Origin of the sequence: Aeromonas sp. 102P (genome assembly GCF_051920345.1) — a bacterium.
In the GTDB taxonomy this organism is placed as follows: domain Bacteria; phylum Pseudomonadota; class Gammaproteobacteria; order Enterobacterales; family Aeromonadaceae; genus Aeromonas; species Aeromonas veronii.
Map to the genome: position 1 here is coordinate 1,220,100 of NZ_JBQBCZ010000001.1, position 18,824 is coordinate 1,238,923.

At 54.5% G+C, this 18,824-nt stretch carries 19 protein-coding genes and 1 pseudogene; 17 read left to right on the top strand and 3 right to left on the bottom strand.

Annotation, left to right across the window (positions count from 1 at the left end; genetic code table 11):
* Positions 1 to 74 precede the first annotated feature (74 nt).
* The 13 genes and pseudogenes from ribF (at position 75) to tapY2 (ending at position 13,399) form a co-directional block, all read left to right on the top strand.
* The gene (gene ribF, locus ACTG1K_RS05870) at positions 75 to 1,049 is read left to right on the top strand and encodes a bifunctional riboflavin kinase/FAD synthetase (RefSeq protein ID WP_440006803.1); all 975 of its coding nucleotides are present in this window, start codon (positions 75 to 77) and stop codon (positions 1,047 to 1,049) included.
* On the top strand, positions 1,049 to 3,910 hold the full coding sequence (gene ileS / locus ACTG1K_RS05875; protein WP_440004940.1) for an isoleucine--tRNA ligase: 2,862 nt from the start codon (positions 1,049 to 1,051) through the stop codon (positions 3,908 to 3,910). The genes ribF and ileS overlap by 1 nt, the downstream gene beginning before the upstream one ends.
* Positions 3,910 to 4,407, top strand: a complete 498-nt coding sequence (gene lspA, locus ACTG1K_RS05880) for a signal peptidase II (RefSeq protein ID WP_005340447.1) — start codon at positions 3,910 to 3,912, stop codon at positions 4,405 to 4,407. Before ileS ends, lspA begins: the two co-directional genes overlap by 1 nt.
* The gene (fkpB, locus tag ACTG1K_RS05885) at positions 4,404 to 4,856 is read left to right on the top strand and encodes an FKBP-type peptidyl-prolyl cis-trans isomerase (protein ID WP_042059691.1); all 453 of its coding nucleotides are present in this window, start codon (positions 4,404 to 4,406) and stop codon (positions 4,854 to 4,856) included. Before lspA ends, fkpB begins: the two co-directional genes overlap by 4 nt.
* Complete coding sequence (gene ispH, locus ACTG1K_RS05890) at positions 4,856 to 5,791, top strand: 4-hydroxy-3-methylbut-2-enyl diphosphate reductase (protein WP_005348935.1); 936 nt, start codon at positions 4,856 to 4,858, stop codon at positions 5,789 to 5,791. The genes fkpB and ispH overlap by 1 nt, the downstream gene beginning before the upstream one ends.
* Before the next feature lie 110 nt (positions 5,792 to 5,901).
* On the top strand, positions 5,902 to 6,306 hold the full coding sequence (locus ACTG1K_RS05895) for a type IV pilin protein (RefSeq protein ID WP_429145781.1): 405 nt from the start codon (positions 5,902 to 5,904) through the stop codon (positions 6,304 to 6,306).
* A 2-nt stretch (positions 6,307 to 6,308) separates the two neighbouring features.
* Positions 6,309 to 6,878, top strand: a complete 570-nt coding sequence (pilV, locus tag ACTG1K_RS05900; protein WP_005348939.1) for a type IV pilus modification protein PilV — start codon at positions 6,309 to 6,311, stop codon at positions 6,876 to 6,878.
* Positions 6,875 to 7,876, top strand: a complete 1,002-nt coding sequence (locus ACTG1K_RS05905; RefSeq protein ID WP_101530170.1) for a PilW family protein — start codon at positions 6,875 to 6,877, stop codon at positions 7,874 to 7,876. Before pilV ends, ACTG1K_RS05905 begins: the two co-directional genes overlap by 4 nt.
* A complete protein-coding gene (gene tppD / locus ACTG1K_RS05910; protein WP_101530169.1) occupies positions 7,873 to 8,310 on the top strand; it encodes a type IVa pilus pseudopilin TppD in 438 nt (145 codons plus the stop codon). The genes ACTG1K_RS05905 and tppD overlap by 4 nt, the downstream gene beginning before the upstream one ends.
* Positions 8,311 to 8,320: 10 nt before the next feature.
* On the top strand, positions 8,321 to 10,465 hold the full coding sequence (locus tag ACTG1K_RS05915) for a hypothetical protein (RefSeq protein WP_440004941.1): 2,145 nt from the start codon (positions 8,321 to 8,323) through the stop codon (positions 10,463 to 10,465).
* 68 nt (positions 10,466 to 10,533) lie between these two features.
* Complete coding sequence (locus ACTG1K_RS05920; RefSeq protein ID WP_019706001.1) at positions 10,534 to 11,481, top strand: IS30-like element ISAs2 family transposase; 948 nt, start codon at positions 10,534 to 10,536, stop codon at positions 11,479 to 11,481.
* A 26-nt stretch (positions 11,482 to 11,507) separates the two neighbouring features.
* A pseudogene (locus ACTG1K_RS05925) lies at positions 11,508 to 13,121 on the top strand (pilus assembly protein); the annotation flags it as partial.
* Positions 13,118 to 13,399, top strand: a complete 282-nt coding sequence (gene tapY2, locus ACTG1K_RS05930; protein ID WP_043826141.1) for a type IVa secretion system protein TapY2 — start codon at positions 13,118 to 13,120, stop codon at positions 13,397 to 13,399. The pseudogene ACTG1K_RS05925 and the gene tapY2, both read left to right, overlap by 4 nt.
* A 27-nt stretch (positions 13,400 to 13,426) precedes the next feature.
* On the opposite strand, the gene ACTG1K_RS05935 is transcribed toward tapY2, so the two are convergent.
* Together ACTG1K_RS05935 and ACTG1K_RS05940 are read right to left on the bottom strand one after the other, a co-directional pair.
* A complete protein-coding gene (locus ACTG1K_RS05935; protein ID WP_201980486.1) occupies positions 13,427 to 13,954 on the bottom strand; it encodes a GspH/FimT family protein in 528 nt (175 codons plus the stop codon).
* A 98-nt stretch (positions 13,955 to 14,052) separates the two neighbouring features.
* Positions 14,053 to 14,571, bottom strand: coding sequence for a GspH/FimT family pseudopilin (locus ACTG1K_RS05940; RefSeq protein ID WP_440004942.1), 519 nt, complete (start codon positions 14,569 to 14,571; stop codon positions 14,053 to 14,055).
* A 146-nt stretch (positions 14,572 to 14,717) separates the two neighbouring features.
* Here ACTG1K_RS05940 and ACTG1K_RS05945 point away from each other — a divergent pair, with 146 nt between their 5' ends.
* The 4 genes from ACTG1K_RS05945 to luxS are packed head-to-tail and all read left to right on the top strand — an operon-like array spanning position 14,718 to position 17,869.
* Positions 14,718 to 16,340 carry an NAD+ synthase gene (locus ACTG1K_RS05945; RefSeq protein ID WP_440004943.1) on the top strand — a complete coding sequence of 541 codons (1,623 nt, stop codon included), beginning with the start codon at positions 14,718 to 14,720 and terminating at the stop codon, positions 16,338 to 16,340.
* A 9-nt stretch (positions 16,341 to 16,349) separates the two neighbouring features.
* Positions 16,350 to 16,688 (top strand): nitrogen regulatory protein P-II, encoded by a 339-nt coding sequence (gene glnB, locus ACTG1K_RS05950; protein ID WP_005308848.1) that lies wholly within the window; start codon positions 16,350 to 16,352, stop codon positions 16,686 to 16,688.
* 59 nt (positions 16,689 to 16,747) lie between these two features.
* A complete protein-coding gene (locus ACTG1K_RS05955; RefSeq protein WP_272502552.1) occupies positions 16,748 to 17,341 on the top strand; it encodes a transglycosylase SLT domain-containing protein in 594 nt (197 codons plus the stop codon).
* A gap of 18 nt (positions 17,342 to 17,359) precedes the next feature.
* Positions 17,360 to 17,869: an S-ribosylhomocysteine lyase gene (gene luxS, locus ACTG1K_RS05960; protein WP_042038845.1), complete on the top strand. Its 510-nt coding sequence runs from the start codon at positions 17,360 to 17,362 to the stop codon at positions 17,867 to 17,869.
* A gap of 325 nt (positions 17,870 to 18,194) precedes the next feature.
* On the opposite strand, the gene tppF is transcribed toward luxS, so the two are convergent.
* The gene (gene tppF / locus ACTG1K_RS05965; RefSeq protein ID WP_275065977.1) at positions 18,195 to 18,818 is read right to left on the bottom strand and encodes a type IVa pilus pseudopilin TppF; all 624 of its coding nucleotides are present in this window, start codon (positions 18,816 to 18,818) and stop codon (positions 18,195 to 18,197) included.
* Positions 18,819 to 18,824 lie beyond the last annotated feature (6 nt).

Genomic DNA, 18,824 nt, shown 5'->3' on the forward strand with positions numbered 1-18,824 from the left:
CTATGAGGGCTGACCCTGCCTGCTGCCTGATATATAATCCGCCGATTTCCATGGCAGCAACGCACAAGGCACTGATGGAGCTTATTCGCGGCATTCACAATCTCAAGCCCCGTCACCGGGGATGTGTATTAACCATTGGCAACTTTGATGGGGTTCATCAGGGTCACCATGCGGTATTGGCACGTCTCAAGGAGAAAGCGGCCCAGCTGGGATTGCCCGCCTGCGTCATGCTGTTTGAGCCGCAGCCGCTGGAGCTGTTTGCCGGCACAGCTGCGCCCGCCCGGCTGAGCCGGTTGCGGGAGAAGTATGAAGCGCTCAAGGGTCTGCAGATCGACCGCATGCTCTGCGTGCGCTTCAGTCACCGCTTTGCCGAGCAGGCGGCCTCGACCTTCATCAAGCAGTTACTGGTGGAGAAGCTCGGGGTGCGCTATCTGGTGGTCGGCGACGATTTTCGCTTCGGCAAGGGGCGGGAAGGGGACTTCCGCCTGCTGGAGGAGGCGGGCCATCGCTTCGGCTTCGAGGTGATCAGTACCCAGAGCTTCCAGCTCGAACGGCAGCGGGTCAGCAGCACACTCGTACGCGAGGCCCTGAAAGCGGGCCGGATGGCGGAGGTTGAGCTGATGCTCGGCCGCCCCTATACCATCAGCGGCCGGGTGGCTCACGGCGACAAGCTGGGGCGCACCATAGGTTTTCCCACCGCCAATCTGGCCCTCAAGCGCCAGGTGATCCCGGTCGGTGGCGTGTTTGCGGTGGAAGTGATATGTTCCGGCAAGACCTTCCCCGGTGTAGCCAATGTGGGTGTACGGCCGACCTTGAGCGGTACACAAGCCAGATTGGAAGTACATCTATTTGATTTTTCTGGTGATCTATATGGTCAGCAGGTCAAGGTGCTGCTTCGCCACAAGCTGCGCGAAGAGCAGAAGTTTGCCTCTTTCACTGCCTTGAAAGAGCAGATCGAACGAGATGCCCTGGCGGCCCGAGCCTGGTTCGGGCTGCCACAATTCAATTTACCCAGCACTCTTTTAGAAAAGAAGGGAACCCAGGACTGATGAGCGACTATAAACACACCCTGAATCTTCCGGAAACCGAGTTTCCGATGCGTGGCGATCTGGCCAAGCGCGAACCCAACATGCTGAAGCGTTGGTATGATCAGGATCTCTACGGCGCTATTCGCCGCGCCAAAGCGGGCAAGCCTTCTTTCATTCTGCATGATGGCCCCCCCTATGCGAACGGCAACATTCACATCGGTCACTCGGTCAACAAGATCCTCAAAGACATCATCATCAAGTCCAAGGGCCTCTCCGGTTTCGATTCCCCCTATGTGCCGGGCTGGGATTGCCACGGTCTGCCTATCGAACTGAAAGTGGAAGGCATGGTCGGCAAGCCGGGCGAGAAGGTCTCCGCTGCCGAATTCCGCGCCGAGTGCCGCAAGTACGCCAAGACCCAGATCGAAGCGCAGAAGACCGACTTCATCCGTCTGGGCGTGCTGGGTGACTGGGAACACCCCTACTTGACCATGGATTTTGGCACCGAAGCCAACATCATCCGCTCCATGGCCAAGATCGTTGAAAACGGCCACCTGCACAAAGGTTCCAAACCGGTGCACTGGTGTACCGATTGTGGCTCAGCGCTGGCTGAAGCCGAAGTGGAGTACTACGACAAGAACTCCCCCTCCATCGACGTGCGCTTCAAGGCCGTTGATGAGGCATCTGTTGCCGCCAAGTTTGACTGCGCCGAAGGCCACACCGGCAAGGGCCCGATCTCTGCGGTGATCTGGACCACCACTCCGTGGACCCTGCCAGCCAACCGCGCCATCGCCATGCACGCCGATCTGGATTACGCACTGGTGCAGGTTGAAGGTGAGCACCCCGAGCGTCTGATCCTGGCCGCCGAGCTGGTCAAGGACGTCATGGATCGCGCCGGTATCGAGAAGTTCCACAATCTGGGTTACGCCAAGGGCGCCGCGCTCGAGCTGCTGCGCTTCAACCACCCCTTCTACAGCTTCGACGTGCCTGTGGTACTGGGTGATCACGTCACCCTGGATGCCGGTACCGGTGCCGTTCACACCGCCCCTGGCCACGGTCAGGAAGACTTCGTGGTCGGCCAGAAATACGGTCTGGAAGTGGCCAACCCGGTTGGCAGCAACGGCGTTTACCTGCCGGATACCGAACTGTTTGCCGGTCAGCATGTGTTCAAGGCCAATGCCTCCGTGATCGAAGTGCTGACCGAGCGCGGCGCCCTGCTGCACCACAAGGTGTTCAACCACTCCTATCCGCACTGCTGGCGTCACAAGACCCCGATCATCTTCCGTGCCACCCCGCAGTGGTTCATCAGCATGGAGCAGAAGGGTCTGCGCAAGCGCGCGCTGGAAGAGATCGAGCGCATCGAGAAAGACGGTATTGCCCAGCAAGGCCAGAGCGGCTGGGTACCGACCTGGGGTAAAAACCGCATTCAGGCGATGGTCGAGAACCGTCCTGACTGGTGCATCTCCCGTCAGCGTACCTGGGGTGTGCCCATCTCCCTGTTCGTCCATAAAGAGACCCAGGAACTGCATCCGGAATCCGTGCGTCTGATGCATGAAGTAGCCAAGCGGGTCGAGCAGTCCGGCATTCAGGCATGGTGGGATCTGGACAAGGCCGAGCTGCTGGGTAGCGATGCCGACATGTATGACAAGGTGCCTGACACTCTGGACGTCTGGTTTGACTCCGGTTCTACCCACGCTTCCGTGGTTGATGCCCGTCCCGAGTTCAACGGCAAGCCGGCCGACATGTATCTGGAAGGTTCTGACCAGCACCGTGGCTGGTTCATGTCCTCCCTGATGATCGGCGTGGCCATGAAAGACAAGGCTCCGTACAACCAGGTGCTGACTCACGGTTTCACTGTTGATGGTCAGGGTCGCAAGATGTCCAAGTCCATCGGCAACGTGGTGAGCCCGCAGGACGTAATGAACAAGCTGGGGGCAGACATCCTGCGTCTGTGGGTAGCGAGCACTGACTACACCGGCGAGATGACTGTCTCCGACGAGATCCTCAAGCGCTCCGCCGATGCTTATCGTCGTATTCGCAACACCGCCCGCTTCCTGCTGGCCAACCTGAACGGCTTCAATCCGGCGACCGACATGGTGACGCCTGCCGACATGGTGGTGGTGGATCGCTGGGCCGTGGGTCGTGCCAAAGCGGTACAGGCCGAGATCATGGCGGCATTCGACGAGTACAACTTCCACGGCGTAACCCAGAAGCTGATGCAGTTCTGCTCCATCGAGATGGGCTCCTTCTATCTGGATGTCATCAAGGATCGCCAGTACACCGCCAAGGCTGACAGCCTGGCCCGTCGCTCCTGCCAGACCGCCCTCTATCACATCGCCGAGGCCATGGTGCGCTGGATGGCGCCGATCATGAGCTTCACCGCTGATGAAATCTGGGCGCTGCTGCCGGGTGAGCGCGGCGAGTTCGTCTTCACCGAAGAGTGGTACGACGGCCTGTTCGGGCTGGAAGCGGGTGAAACCCTCAACGACGAGTTCTGGGCCGAGATCCTCACCGTGCGCGGTGAAGTGAACAAGGCGCTGGAAGTGGCCCGTGGCGAGAAGCGTATCGGCGGTTCCCTGCAGGCCGAACTGACCCTGTTCGCCAAGCCGGAGCTGGCTGCACGCCTGAATGCCCTGGCCGATGAGCTGCGCTTCGTGCTGCTCACCTCCAAAGCCAAGGTTGTTGAGGCTGACACTGCGCCGGAAGGCTCTGTGGCGACCGAGCGTGATGACCTGTGGCTGAGCGTGGCCCAGTCTGCTGCCGCCAAGTGCGACCGCTGCTGGCACCATGTAGAAGATGTGGGCACCATCGCGGGTCACGAAGAGATCTGTGGTCGCTGTGTGACCAACGTTGAGGGTGACGGCGAAACGCGTCAATTTGCTTGATGAACATGACTCAACATAAAAGCGGCCTGCGTTGGCTGTGGCTGGCAGTGCTGGCCTTTGTACTAGACCAGGCGAGCAAGCTTGCCGTGGTCAAGTTGCTGCCATTTGGTTACCCGGGGGTGGAGATCACCCCCTTCTTCAATCTGGTTCACGTCTACAACAAGGGCGCCGCATTCAGCTTCCTGGCTGATCAGGGGGGCTGGCAGCGCTGGTTCTTCGCGGTGCTGGCTTTTGCCATCTGTGGATTGCTGATCCACTGGCTGCGCAAGCAGTCGGTGACCCAGCGTTGGAGCGGTATCGCCTATTCACTCATCATCGGTGGCGCCCTCGGCAACGTCTTTGATCGACTGGTGCTGGGCCATGTGGTCGATTTTCTCGACTTCTACTGGCAGCGTGCGCATTGGCCGGCATTCAATCTGGCCGACAGCTTTATCTTTATCGGGGCCGCCATGATTGTGCTGGACGGTTTCCGTGGTGAGAAAAAGGAGCAGGCATGAGCCAGCAGATCACCGCTAACAGCAGCGTGCTGTTCCACTTCTCCATCAAGCTGGAAGATGGCTCGGTTGCCGACAGCACGGCGCTGCACGGCAAACCGGCCCGCCTGCGGATGGGCGATGGCAGCCTGACCCCCACCTTCGAACAGTGTCTGCTGGGCCTGTGCGAAGGGGAGAGCAAGAGTTTTACTCTGGCGCCGGAAGAGGCCTTTGGCCTCTCCAACCCCGACAACATCTACCATCTCGACCGTGCCAAGTTTGGCGCCGATGTGGAGCCAAAAGTCGGCACCATCATCCTGTTCGATCAGCCCAACGGCAGCGAGCTGCCGGGCATCATCCGGGCGGTAGCCGGGATGTCGGTCACGGTCGATTTCAACCACCCGCTGGCCGGTCATACCGTCACCTTCGAGGTGGAGATCCTGGGCGTTGATGATGAGGAGAAGGTGCATTAATGGATATTCTGCTCGCTAACCCTCGCGGTTTTTGCGCCGGTGTCGATCGCGCCATCAGTATTGTCGAGAGCGCGCTGGAGAAGTTCGGTGCCCCCATCTATGTCCGCCACGAAGTGGTACATAACCGCTATGTGGTGAACAAGCTGAAGGAGGCGGGGGCGGTCTTCGTCGAGGAGCTCGATGAGGTGCCGGATGACAGCATCGTCATCTTCTCTGCTCACGGCGTGGCCAAGACAGTGCGCGAGATGGCCAAGTCCCGCGCCCTCAAGGTATTCGATGCCACCTGTCCGCTGGTGACCAAGGTGCATATGGAGGTTCATCGCGCCAGCCGCAAGGGCTCCGAGGCGGTGCTCATCGGCCACGCCGGTCACCCCGAGGTGATCGGGACCATGGGGCAGTACGAGAATCGTGAGGGTGGCATGTATCTGGTGGAGACGCCGGAAGATGTGGCCAAGCTCAAGGTGAAGAATCCGGATGACCTCTGCTTCGTCACCCAGACCACCCTGAGCGTGGATGAGACCTCTGACGTGATCGATGCGCTGCGCAAGCACTTCCCCAAGATCCAGGGGCCGCGCAAGGACGATATCTGCTACGCCACCCAAAACCGTCAGGATGCGGTGCGGGAGATGGCGGGGCTGGTGGACGCCATGCTGGTGGTGGGATCTCGTAACTCTTCCAACTCCAACCGTCTGCGCGAGCTGGCCGAGAAGGTGGGTGCCAGAGCCTATCTTATCGACGATGCGTCGATGATCGAGGAGAGCTGGCTGGAAGGGGTGAAGGCGATCGGCGTCACTGCAGGTGCATCCGCCCCCGAGGTGCTGGTGCAAAACGTGATTGCCCGCCTGCGGGAGCTGGGTGGCAAGGTGGTCGCCGAGCATCCTGGCCGTGAAGAGAACGTAGTCTTTGAGGTTCCTCCCGAACTTAGAATAATTTGAGTGCAGCCAGGAAGGCTTAAGAATAAAGTGTGTTGATAATGACGCCGGGTTTGTTCAAGAGACAGGCTCGGCGTTAAACTTATGAAGCAGTCTGTCACCAAGGATGGGATATGATTGGATACTTTCGTGGTTTTTCTCTTATTGAGTTGATGATTGTCATCGCCATCGTGGCGATTCTTGGCACCATCGCTTATCCCGCCTATCAGCAATATGTGCTGACCAGTCATCGTGTCGAAGCCAAGGCCATGCTGCTCAATGCAGCCAATCGGCAAGAAACCTATTTTATGGATTTCAATCAGTATGCATCCTCTGCTGCTGCTCTTGGTATCAGTAGTGCATCTGAGAATGGCCTGTATCAATTATCCATTGCCGTATCAGGTAACACCTACACCTTGTCAGCCAGTGCTGGCGCGGCGACGGCCCAAGCCAACGATACCGATTGCACAGTGTTTTCCATTAATCAGTTGGGTGTCAAAAGTGCCTCTGGTGCAGCTAGCAATAGCTGTTGGGAATAGTCATGGCCATTCATGTTTCATCACATGAGAGGGGATTCAGCCTGTTGGAGGTGATGATCACCGCAGTCATCCTGTCGCTGGGGCTGCTTGGTCTGGTTGCTTTGCAAACCCATTCAAAATTTGCCAGTTATGAAGCTCGCCAGCGCACTATTGCCAGCTGGCTGGCTAACGATATGGTCGAACGAGTACGGATAAATCGCGATAGCTGGACCGCATCCGGTGCAGTGACCGTTAATCTTGCTGCCAACTTGCCACGCCCGACATGCGCCGCAGCAGATGGCACAATTAGCGCGTGCAGTGCTGCAGATTTACGTAACGCCGACCTTCACTACTGGCAACAAGCCTTGCTTGGGGCCAGTGTGTCGGGGGCTGCATCTTCCTTGAATTCACCGATAGGTTGCGTGGTGCGGCGGGCCAATAATGTATTGGCTGTCGGGATATTCTGGGCTGGCAAGCAAGAGATATCTGATGGGGGGGCTGCTGCCGCCGCAGCAACGCTGATCAATGAGTGTCAACTCTCGACAGCAAATAATCTTTCGAGGCGCCAGTTTATTCTGACGACGACTTTATGAATTCTCGCGGTTTCACGCTGGTAGAGTGGCTAGTCGCTATGCTGCTCGGTCTATTTTTGTTAGCGGGGGTATTCACAGTTTTTGTGATGTCTCGCTCCAGCTCTGAAGATGCCTTTGATCAAAGTGAATTACAGGAAAATGGTCGATTGGCCATTCGGTTGATCAGCCAGGATATCAAATGGGCTGGCTTTTTTGGAGCTTATACCGGCCAGCCTGTACAGATTGGCCCTTCTTTAAGAAATGACATTGTAATTGATGACGATGATGACTGCTTGGATGAACGTGACGTTGGCAGCTTACCATCAAATAAAGCGCCCATCAGGGGACTATGGGTGAGTCGGGTCTCGGCCACCAAATCGCTAGAGGGACTCACCTGTATTAAAGAGGCTGACCGAGTAGCTAATTCGGACGTGATCAGTATAAAGCGGCTGGTTGGGCGACCTATTCCTGAGACCGAAAATTTGGATGAAAATCGTTTTTATATGGCGACCAATAGCCAAGAGGCGAGAGTTATTCGCGGTATTAAGGGTAGCAATACCAGACCGATCTTTGGGGCCAATAATGAAAGTCAGCTTTGGGAATATCAGCACTATATCTATTACCTGTCACAAGATAATGGTATTCCGGTTCTGCGCAAACGTTACTTGACGGCTAATAGTGGCTCTTTCGAGATTGGAGGCGCTATGGCTGAAGGGGTAGAGAATATGGTGCTGATGTTCGGTGTCGATGACTCTGTTATCCCTGATGGGCGGATCGACAGATATCTCTCAGCAGACCAGATGACCACCCAGCTCTGGAATGAAGGTCGAGTATTGGGAGTTCGGTTGTTTTTATTAATCAGAGCGGCGAAAGAGTCTGCACGTTACAAAAATAATAACACCTATCAACTTGGCAATCTGCCCCCGATAAAAGGCAATGGCGATGGCTATCGCCGCCTATTGCTGGAAAGCAGCATCGCATTGCGTAACCCGCAAATTGTTACCCGGAGTGGCACATGAGATCGTTTCAACAACAGCAAGGGATTGCACTGATAGTCGCACTGGTTATTCTGGTTCCTTTGACTTTGATTGCGGTAGTCGTCATGCAATCCAGTGGTATGAGTCTGAAGATGGCGGGTTCTAGTGCCAGTTTGCAACGGGCAGAACACGAAGTTGAAGGTACTCTGGAGTCTGCATTGAGCGATACTTCTCTCTCAACACAAATTGCAACGCAGGCAATTGGTACTTCGGCGGCAATAGGCACTACCACTCCTGCTACTACCCTGACAGTCAATACAGAAAGTGTATGCAAACGAAAATTTGAAGCCAGTAGCCAGAATGTAACGCCAGCTTGTCGTTATGCTGAAGCCACTACATCCAGTGCTTATGGCAAGGTGAATAGCCAAATGACCTTTACTGCCGGGGTCGAACAGCCCCTGTTAAGTGCCAATTAGGGAGCCAGTAATGAACATAAGGAACTGTTTATTAACAAGCTTGCTGGTATTGTGTAGCGGAATATCCGGCACATCTTTAGCGGTAGGGACTGGCTATTCTGATGATACCGAGTTGTTTATTTATGACTTTGCCAAAGCCGGGGATTTTAGGCCAAAGGTTCTATTTATATTCGATAACTCAGGCAGTATGGGCGAAACAACTTTGCTAGGAAAGGAAGAGTATGACCCTGAATTTCCTTATCCAAGGTTAGCATATGATGATGGGAGTAACAGTTTTCTCTATTACTCAACAAATGGAACTCCCCCTCAAACGTTAGATAGTAACAATACCAGACGGTTCTCAACGAGTAAAAATGCTTGTGCCACATCTCGGGAGCCTCTTAACCAAATTGGACTATTTTCATCTGTCTATTGGAATTATGAGGTATCTGGTTCGGGCAAAAACAGAAAAGGGGAGTGGAAACCATTAAAAAACTATGCATCCAACACAACCAATATAGTGGATTGTCAACAGGATATTTCAGCAAAAAATGTTGATAACAGCGGTTTTACAGGTTCGTATCAGTCTGTCTCTGGAGCAACCAAGGGTTATCCAGTAAATAGGTCTAACAATACTAACATTAGTATTCCATGGGTTGATAGTGCTACACCTATCGCCCCGAATACGGGTGGGGCAGAAGTGCTGACCATATATACCGCCAACTATTTGCGTTGGTATCATGCACCTTCCACTATTACTACATCGAGACTAAATGTAGCCAAACAGGCGCTGAGGGAGTTGGTTCGCTCTACGCCAGCGGTAGACTTTGGCCTTGCGGTGTTTAACCAAAATGATGGTAACGGCAGTACCAATAAAAATGGTGGTCGTATCATTAGGCACATCATGGGTAATGACGCCATCTTGGCTGGCGGTAAAACCGGCGCTCAGGATCTTATTGATAAATCAAATAGTCTGGCGGCGGAGACATGGACGCCTTTGTGCGAAACCTTGTATGAGGCCTACCGTTATTTTGGCGGGCTTGATATCTACTTTGGTGATGATGATGCGAGTCGCAATCCTCAGCGAGACCCTAATGCCGAAATTCCTACAGCTAATAAGTATAAGTCTCCATATGATAAGTGCTCTAATAATGGCTATGTCATTTATATGACTGATGGTGCTCCAACGTATGATGCTGCTGCGGATAGTTTGGTAGCGGGATTGCTCAATAGCTCAAAAGATCCTAATAAGCCTAGTTATAGTGACACGGTCGGTTATGGGACGGGAAAAGATAAAAGTTACCTTGCTGCACTTGCTGGTTATATGAAAAACAATGATGTCAATACATCTGCTGCTGGTAAGCAGACGGTCACTACCTTTACCGTTGGGTTTGGTGATGATGCAATTAAGGGGGCAGGTGTACTATTGGCTGAAACTGCCCGTCGCGGTGGCGGAAAATATTATCCAGCAACTGATGCTACCCAACTTAACGAAGCGTTAAAGTCATCATTGCTGGCTATTTTGAAAATGAATACCTCGCTGGTCTCTCCCGCCATTGCCACCAATAACTTTGACCGAACTCGCAGCCTTAATAATATCTACTACGCCATGTTTGAACCGGGAGCTGGCCCGCGATGGAAGGGAAATTTGAAAAAGCTGGTGCTGGCACCTGAGAAAGGTTATGTGGTAGACAGTACTCTATATGAAGATGAGAATGGAGAACCTCAGATAGGATTACCTGCGATTTCCAGTGACGGAACAATTCTTGAGTCAGCAAAAACCTATTGGTCATCCACCACTGATGGTAACAAGGTTGCCGAGGGTGGGGTACAGGAGATGCTGGCAGCTAAAACCAATCGCAATCTTTATATTATTCCCCCTTCCACTAATACATTAACTCCCTTTAGCAAGTCTGCTCTTGAGGGTATGGCAGGCGGGGCGACGCAGCTACGCACTGTCATGAAACTTGATAGTGCTGATAGCATGGATGACCTGCTTAATTGGACCAAGGGTATTGATGCGTTTGATGAGAATCAAGATGGTGATAGAACAGATAATCGGGAGCATATTCTTGGTGACCCGTTGCATTCACGGCCATTAGTGATCAACTACGGTTGTACAAAGTCGACAGGACAGACCGGGAATTCAGATAATAAGTGCGACACTCATGGATGAATGGCGAGAGGTGGCCAACTGCTGATTGGTGGTACCCTTCTGCTCGCCAAAGTAAAAGCAGTATCACCATGAGCTATCAGCAGTTGACCGAGGGGCAACGATACCAGTTATCGGTGCTTCGCGCACAGGGGATGTCCATCCTTGCCACCGCACGCGCCATTGGCGTTCATCGCTCCACCCTCTACCGGGAGCTGCGTCGTAACGCCGGGCCGCAGGGCTACCAGCCAGACAATGCGCATCAGCACGCCACCCACCGACGGGCCAGTGCGGCCAAATCTCGGCTATCTGCCGATGTCATCCAGTTTGTCGAGCTGACACTCGCCTGGTGGTGGAGCCCGGAGCAGATAAGCGCGGTGGGCAAGCAGATAGGCCTCATGGTGAGTCACGAGTGGATATACCGCCATGTGGCCGCCGACAAAGCCCGGGGTGGCCAGTTGTACCGCCATCTGCGCCAGGGCCACAAGCGCTACCGCAAGGGGGCGAGCAGCCTGCGTTCTCCCATCAAGGAAGCCCGCTCTATTGATGAACGGCCGGCTATCGTCGATAGCCGGGAGCGGCTCGGTGATTGGGAGGCGGACACGGTGCTGGGCAAGCAAGGCACAGGTGCACTGGTCACCCTGGTGGAGCGCAAGAGCCGGCTCTATCTGGTCAAGCGGGTCGCGAGCAAACAGGCTGGGGTGGTGCGGGATGCGATAATCGAGATGTTAACGCCCTACATCGAGCAGGTGCATACCATCACCTTTGACAACGGCGGCGAGTTTGCCGAACACAAGGCGATAGAGGAAGCGCTGGGTGCCGAGACTTACTTTGCGCACCCTTACTCTTCGTGGGAGCGCGGTCTGAACGAGAACAGCAATGGGCTGTTGAGGCAGTTTATCCCAAAGGGAACAGACCTGAGAGAGGTCACGGACGAGGATGTCAGGAGAGCGGAGCAGTGGCTCAACCTACGACCTCGGAAATGTCTCGGATTCAGGCAGCCTGTCAAGGTATTCGAAGAGTACCGTCAGGCGGCATAGGCGAGTGTCGCACTTCGAAGTTGAATTCGCGGACTACATGTACACCTGACTTGCGCATTGTGATGGGAAGTAATGCCGGCTTCTTGCATATGTTTAAAGACAGCGGCACCACGGTTGATGAAAGCTGGGCCGTTATGCCCTATCAATTTATTGCCAATCAGAAAGCGCTGCGAGAAAACCTGGATTCATCGGCTCATCTATATGGTGTAGATTCATCGCCCACTGTGCTGGTCAATGAGCAAGTCAAAGATGGTCATATCAAGCCGTCACAAGGTGACAAAGTGTGGTTATTTACCGGGTTGCGCGGTGGTGGCAAGGCCTATTATGCGTTGAATATATCCGATCCGGACTCCCCTTCGCTTGTGTGGCGGTTGGATAAAAACAGCGCCGGTTTCAGCAACCTGGGCGAAACCTGGTCGATCCCCGAGGTTGCGTTTATTCCCGGTTATTACACAGAAACCGCTGGTAAAAAAACCTATAAACCTGTCCTGATATTCTCTGGTGGTTATGACCAGGCCAAGAGCTATTTGGGGCAGGGGGCTGAAGACAGCGAAGGGTTAGGCATTTATATCGTGGATGCAGAGGCCGGCACTCTGTTGTTCAGCTTTACCCCGGATGCGACCAGTACAACCAACAAGCAGGTTGCAGGCATGGTTTATAGCATGCCAGGCGCAGTCTCTGTGCTAGACAGCGATGGAGATGGTGTATCTGACCGGGTTTATGCGGGTGATACCGGCGGTCAGATCTGGCGCATCGACATGAAGGGGACAGAAAAATCCAAATGGACGGCCATCAAGTTTGCCAGTTTGGGAAATGCACATTTAAGTGGAACTGCCAAGAAGCTGGAAGATGATCGCCGTTTCTTTACCCAGCCCGTATTGGTGCGCACCATCAATAAAGGTTGGAAGTATGATGGGACAAATTATCTTTACAGCGAGCGTCCGTTTGATGCCGTATTGATAGGCAGTGGTGATAGAAACCGCCCCTCCTCGGAGGCGACAACCCAAAATTTGTATGTGATGCTACGTGACTACAATGTTAATCCAACCTTGTTTGGGGCAACGTCTGAACCAGCGGTGCCATCAAGTATCACACTGAACGATCTCTACGATGTGACCAGCGATCCCTTTACGGGTTTGAATGAAGAGCAGATTGTAAACACCACCAAGGCGTTGACCAGCAAGTTGGGATGGAAATTCTGGCTCAATGAAAGCGGTGAAAAATCAATGGGGGCTGGTTTGGTGTTGCAAGGCAAGCTTTATTTCACCTCTTTCCTGCCTCAGGTTCAGGACTTCCAGCAGTGTACCATCCAATCCATCGGTGCCATGCGCCAATATATGATTGATATGCACTATGGCACTTCTTTCAAATATGTACTGGATAGCAACAATCAGGAAGTTATTCAGCGTTACGTAGAGGTGCAAAATAAGGTTGCTGATGATCTGGTTATTCATGGTGGGGATGATGGCCGGATCAGGATTATAGGTGGTGCTCCGGGCAAGGAGGTCATCCTCAAAGATGATGGGAAGGGAGAGCCTGAGCGCTGTACCGGTGAAGGAGAATGCTCACAAGGTGCGGAAGAGGCAAAAATGGATATGTCTCCCAAGAAAATCTATCTCTATGAAGGAGAACAGGGATGAAACGCATGCTGCTCTGGTGTGTGGGCTTGCCCTTGTTGGTTCATGCCCAAACGGAAGACATAAAATGTTATGTCACTCTGGAAGGTGGTGTGCAGATGGTGTTGCAGCAACCGGTAACTGATACGAGCAAGGCAAATCTGGTCAGGGTGTTTAAACAGAAAGGTTATGAGATTGATGGGGTGGTGCATCTTGTCACAGAGGTAATCGAGTGCGTTCCTTTGGCGGCCACCTTTTCGCTGGCTGATGCAAAAAAACAAGATGAAATCCAACCCAGATAACGTTGGTTATTGAGTAGGGTAAAGGGGCTAAGAACAACTCAGCCCCTTTTTTTCGCTTCTGCTTCTGCCGGATGGGGAAACGATGATATCGACTCGGGGGGCCTGGTCGATACAAAACCGGAGTGTCATGTTGGTGCCAATCGCAGTGCCATCTGGACTGAATCGCACAAATTGTCGATTGGCCGTCACGGTATGTTTTTCAAGAAAGGGTTCTGTTGCTGATAACAAGATATCGCCACTTGCAATATCGAATTGGCGATCCTGATTGATGTCGATAAAGACAAGCATGCGCTGGGCGCCGGTTTGATTTGCGAGTACACAGCCTTCTTTTGTGGAGTTTATGACAGGCATGGCAAGACAGGCTGTGACGGGTTGCTGCTGTGTGATAGCTTGCCGTTGGCCGAAGATCAGGTGGTCCTGCAGGTTTCTTGTGTAGATGTCGCTGTCGGTAGATGTCAGCAGATTTGCCAATGACGGCAGTCCCAAGGTCAGCAGGATGGTTGTCAGGCTTGCAGATATTAAAAACTCAAGCAGGGTAAATCCATTTCGTGCCATAGCGTATGAGTCCTTGTTCAAAGGAGACTCTAAGCATAGCTATTGGATTGAAATGGATCCTTTTGTGCTCGTGTGTGTTTCGCGGTAGTTAGCGCAGGTCATGGACATACAGCACCACTTGCCTGGCTATGGGCACGCCCGGCAGGCATAACTGCAATCTCAATGCCCTTTTCACCGCTTACACAGAGTGAAAAGATGACCTCGCTATCAGACGTAATGGTGCCATCAGGGGTGAAGTGAAGCGCCTGTGCATCTGCAGAAATGGCCAGTTCTGCAGGAAACTCGGGACTTGCCGTCAGAGTTGTTTCGCTGCCATTGAGCTTCTGATCGTTATTAGTATCGATAAAAGCGATCTGCCGGGTCGCTCCATTTTGATTGGCAGTAACGCACTCTTCTACAGAATTATTGATAGTGGTCAGGCAGAGAGTAACCGTTTGCTGGTTAGAGATAGCCTGTTGTCTGGCATAGTTTAAGTGGTTTAGAAGGCTTTTTTCTTGGGTCGCCAAATTATTACTGCCAAGCAGGTTAGAGAGGGAAGGAATACCAATCCCCAACAGAATGACGCCTAGCGCAATGGCTATCATCAACTCCATCAGGGTAAATCCGGCGTTTTTCATATCTGCGAAGGCCTGTCGTTCCGTGACTATCTACAGCTTATCCTTCTCACTGGTTGCTGTCACACGGTTACGCCTGTCTTGAACTGGCAGATTGCCCCCCTTTTCTTTATCATTCCCCATCATTTTCGAATTCAAGATGCATCGCCATGGCAAAAGCCCTCTCTCTGATGCTTGCCCAGTTGAATCTGACGGTAGGCGCCATCGAAGATAACACTGACAAAGTGCTCGCTGCGGCAGCTCAGGCCGAGCAGCAAGGTGCCGATCTGCTGGTCTGCTCCGAACTGGCCCTGACCGGCTATCCACCGGAAGATCTGCTGCTGCGCGCCGATCTGATGATGCGGGTCGAAGCCGCGTTGGCTCGTGTTGCCGAATGGCAGGGCAACTGTGCCATTTTGGTAGGGCATCCCTGGCGTGAAGGAGATGCGCTCTACAACGCGGCGTCACTCTATGAGCAGGGCAAGCTGATTGCCCGTTACTTCAAGCAGGACTTGCCCAACTACGGCGTGTTTGATGAGAAGCGCTACTTCACCGCGGCAACCGAGACCTGCGTGGTGCCGTTCCGTGGTCACCAGCTGGGGCTGCTCATCTGTGAAGACCTGTGGCAGCCGGGTCCGGCGCTGGCCGCCAAGGCGGCAGGTGCCGAGCTGCTGCTCACCATCAATGCGTCGCCCTACGATCAGGAGAAACCCTGGATCCGCCGCGAGCTGATGGCGGAGCGCTGCGATCAGACCGGTCTGCCGCTGGTCTACCTCAATCAGGTGTGCGGTCAGGATGAGCTGATTTTCGACGGCTGCTCCAAGGTGTTCAGCAGCCAGGGTGAGTTGACTCACAAGCTGGCCCCGTTTGCCGAAGAGCTGGCGCTGGTACGTTTTGCTGATGGCCAGCCGGTGAAGGAGCGGGAACCCGCTGCGCTGCTGGAGCCGTTGGCCGAGACCTATCAGGCGCTGGTGCTGGCAGTGCGCGACTATGTCACCAAGAACGGCTTTCACGGCGCGGTGCTGGGTCTCTCCGGTGGGATCGACTCGGCGCTGACATTGGCCATCGCGGCCGATGCCATCGGGGCCGACAAGGTGCAGGCGGTGATGATGCCGTTCCGCTACACCGCCCAGATGAGTGTGGAAGATGCCAAGGAGCAGGCCGAGCGGATGGGGGTTGAGTTCAACATCATCTCCATCGAGCCGATGTTCGAAGGATTTATGACCCAGCTGGCGCCGCTTTTTGAAGGCACCGCCCGCGATACCACCGAAGAGAACCTGCAGGCCCGCTGCCGCGGTGTACTGCTGATGGCGCTCTCCAACAAGCGTCGCCGCATCGTGTTGACTACCGGCAACAAGAGTGAGATGGCGGTCGGTTATGCCACCCTGTACGGCGACATGGCCGGTGGCTTCGATGTGTTGAAAGATGTGCCCAAGACGCTGGTCTTCAAACTGTGCGAATATCGCAACTCGGTCGACTATGTGATCCCGCAGCGGGTTATTGACCGCCCCCCTTCAGCAGAGCTGGCACCGGATCAGGTGGATCAGGACAGCCTGCCGCCATACGACATCCTGGATGCCATCCTCAAGTGTTACGTGGAAGAGGATGCCTCGGTCGCCGACATGGTGGCAGAAGGCTTCGAGGAAGCGGTGGTGCGCAAGGTGATCCGCTTGGTGGATCTCAACGAATACAAGCGCCGTCAGGCGGCGGTCGGGCCCCGCATTACGGCTCGCAACTTTGGTAAGGATCGCCGTTACCCCATTACATCCGGGTTCGGTAAACAGAACTGGTAAGGAGTCACCATGAAGAAGATTGAAGCCATCATCAAACCGTTCAAGCTGGACGATGTGCGCGAGGCCCTGGCCGAGATCGGCATCAACGGCATGACCGTATCCGAAGTCAAAGGCTTCGGCCGCCAGAAGGGCCATACCGAGCTCTATCGCGGTGCCGAATATATGGTCGACTTCCTGCCGAAAGTGAAGGTGGAGCTGGTGGTGCAGGACGAGGATCTCGATGCCTGTCTGGAAGCGATCCAGAACACCGCCCGTACCGGCAAGATTGGTGATGGCAAGATCTTCGTCTGCGAGGTGGAGCGTGTCATTCGTATCCGTACCGGCGAAGAGAACGAAGACGCGATCTGACCTTGGCTATCTCTTTACCTGACCAGCGGCGTGAAGCGCGACCTCATTTGATGGGGTGGATGCGTTTTGTGGTCGTGGCCAGCCTGTTGGCGGGCCTGACTGCTTGCAGTACCCGTCCACCGGCCCAGCCGGAGAATCTGTGCCAGATCTTTCGCGAGAAGCCGGACTGGCACAAGGCCGCGCTCAAGATGAACGAGAAGTGGGGGACGCCGATCCATGTGGTGATGGCCATGATGTATCAGGAGTCCTCTTACGTACATGATGCCCAGCCGCCGATGCAGTATTTCCTCTTCATCCCGACCGGGCGGGCTAGTTCGGCTTATGGTTATGCTCAGGTCAAAGATGAAACCTGGGCGGATTACCAGCGAGAAACCGGCAACAGCTGGAGTGACCGCGATGATTTTGCCGACGCCATCGATTTTATGGGTTGGTACACTAACAAAGCCCAGCGGCTCAATGGCACCTCCAAGTGGGATGCCTATGGCCAGTACCTCAACTATCACGAAGGGTGGGGTGGCTACCGGCGTGGCAGCTATCGCAGCAAGGGGTGGTTGATGAAGACCTCTCGCAAGGTAGAGGCTCGCGCCCAGCGCTACGGCGCCCAGTACCGTCAATGCAAGGATCAGCTCTCCCGTGGGGGCTGGTTCTGGTAACCAAATCAGGAGTCAGAAATGCCGCTATTGGACAGTTTTACCGTTGACCACACCCGTATGGAAGCGCCAGCGGTGCGTGTGGCCAAGACCATGCAGACCCCGAACAAGGACACTATTACCGTGTTCGACCTGCGTTTCTGCGTACCGAATCAGGAGATCCTCTCCGAGCGCGGTATCCATACGCTGGAGCACCTGTTCGCCGGTTTTATGCGTGATCACCTGAACGGCAATGGCGTGGAGATCATCGATATCTCTCCTATGGGTTGCCGTACCGGCTTCTACATGAGCCTGATCGGCGCGCCGGACGAAGCCCGTGTTGGTGCAGCTTGGCAGGCGGCCATGAGCGACGTGCTGACCGTGCAGGATCAGGCCAAGATCCCCGAGCTGAACGAGTATCAGTGCGGCACCTACAGCATGCACTCGCTGGAAGAGGCGCACGCCATCGCCCGTCATGTGCTGGAGCGCGGTGTCGGCGTTAACCACAACGACGAGCTGGCCCTGCCGGAAGAGAAGCTGAAGAGTCTGTGAGGCTGATGAGCTGTCGCTCATCGGATAACCTCTTCAGGGAATGTTAAAAGAGCCGGTCAGCCATGCTGACCGGCTCTTTATTATTCCGCCCGATCGCGATTATGGGGATGACTTGCTCCCCTTGCCGACTCTGATTAGGATGGTTTTTGAACCGAATCCGTTGGCGTAGGTGTGACGATGAAAGGGATATTGCTGCGTTGGCTGGCCCGTTACGATGCATGGTGCGAGGAGTGGGGACTCACTCAGGAGAACCGGCGCTGCTGCACGCCGGTTCGTTATGATGATGATTCAAGCAAAGAGCGAGCTTGCACAGAAGAGGCTGAGCTCAATCAAAATTGCGGGTCACGGCACCGGTAACGCTGTTGTACTCGAAGCCGAGGCCGTTTCGATAATCCGGGTTGGTCTGGAAGCGGTTGATTGAGTCGCGCAGGATGTAGCGGCAGTTATCGTGGCGAAGCGTGCCATCAGCCTGCCCGTTTGCCTGGATGAGTCGGGAGATGTAATCACTCTTTGAATCGGTATGGAGTTCATCGACCGCCGTCAGATCGGTGTCGAGCAGGGCGCCGAACAGGCTCTCGCAGTCATCCCGGCTGTTGACGGAGATCTTATCGCTGTCGCCACCGGGAAATATGACATCAGGCCCCTGACCATTCTGATCCTCCTTGGTGCCCACCGGCCAGCCGTAGCTGTTGATGTCGAGATCCTGCTTGCCCATGCCGCTAAAGTTATAGAGTGCCAGCGGCTCCCCCTTCGCCTTCACCGCCCAGCCAGCATGAGCAAGCTGTACCGCACTGGCAAAGCTGCCTGCGGTCGCCGAGACCGTGCTTTTCAGGGCATCATCCTTGATATTGATAAAGCGGGGCAGGGCGGTGACGGCCAGGATCCCCAGCACTATGATCACCAGCACCAGTTCAATCAGGGTAAAGCCGTTGTTTCTGTTGTTCATCATGTTCAA

Bases quoted from the DNA above. Each gene is read 5' to 3' on its own strand.
- tppD (WP_101530169.1), top strand. From the start codon at position 7,873: ATGAGATCGTTTCAACAACAGCAAGGGATTGCACTGATAGTCGCACTG.
- ACTG1K_RS05935 (WP_201980486.1), bottom strand. From the start codon at position 13,954: ATGGCACGAAATGGATTTACCCTGCTTGAGTTTTTAATATCTGCAAGC.
- ribF (WP_440006803.1), top strand. From the start codon at position 75: ATGGAGCTTATTCGCGGCATTCACAATCTCAAGCCCCGTCACCGGGGA.
- ACTG1K_RS05905 (WP_101530170.1), top strand. From the start codon at position 6,875: ATGAATTCTCGCGGTTTCACGCTGGTAGAGTGGCTAGTCGCTATGCTG.
- ACTG1K_RS05895 (WP_429145781.1), top strand. From the start codon at position 5,902: ATGATTGGATACTTTCGTGGTTTTTCTCTTATTGAGTTGATGATTGTC.
- glnB (WP_005308848.1), top strand. From the start codon at position 16,350: ATGAAGAAGATTGAAGCCATCATCAAACCGTTCAAGCTGGACGATGTG.
- ispH (WP_005348935.1), top strand. From the start codon at position 4,856: ATGGATATTCTGCTCGCTAACCCTCGCGGTTTTTGCGCCGGTGTCGAT.
- lspA (WP_005340447.1), top strand. From the start codon at position 3,910: ATGAACATGACTCAACATAAAAGCGGCCTGCGTTGGCTGTGGCTGGCA.
- tppF (WP_275065977.1), bottom strand. From the start codon at position 18,818: ATGATGAACAACAGAAACAACGGCTTTACCCTGATTGAACTGGTGCTG.
- pilV (WP_005348939.1), top strand. From the start codon at position 6,309: ATGGCCATTCATGTTTCATCACATGAGAGGGGATTCAGCCTGTTGGAG.
- ileS (WP_440004940.1), top strand. From the start codon at position 1,049: ATGAGCGACTATAAACACACCCTGAATCTTCCGGAAACCGAGTTTCCG.
- luxS (WP_042038845.1), top strand. From the start codon at position 17,360: ATGCCGCTATTGGACAGTTTTACCGTTGACCACACCCGTATGGAAGCG.
- ACTG1K_RS05920 (WP_019706001.1), top strand. From the start codon at position 10,534: ATGAGCTATCAGCAGTTGACCGAGGGGCAACGATACCAGTTATCGGTG.
- ACTG1K_RS05940 (WP_440004942.1), bottom strand. From the start codon at position 14,571: ATGAAAAACGCCGGATTTACCCTGATGGAGTTGATGATAGCCATTGCG.
- fkpB (WP_042059691.1), top strand. From the start codon at position 4,404: ATGAGCCAGCAGATCACCGCTAACAGCAGCGTGCTGTTCCACTTCTCC.
- ACTG1K_RS05945 (WP_440004943.1), top strand. From the start codon at position 14,718: ATGGCAAAAGCCCTCTCTCTGATGCTTGCCCAGTTGAATCTGACGGTA.
- tapY2 (WP_043826141.1), top strand. From the start codon at position 13,118: ATGAAACGCATGCTGCTCTGGTGTGTGGGCTTGCCCTTGTTGGTTCAT.
- ACTG1K_RS05915 (WP_440004941.1), top strand. From the start codon at position 8,321: ATGAACATAAGGAACTGTTTATTAACAAGCTTGCTGGTATTGTGTAGC.
- ACTG1K_RS05955 (WP_272502552.1), top strand. From the start codon at position 16,748: ATGCGTTTTGTGGTCGTGGCCAGCCTGTTGGCGGGCCTGACTGCTTGC.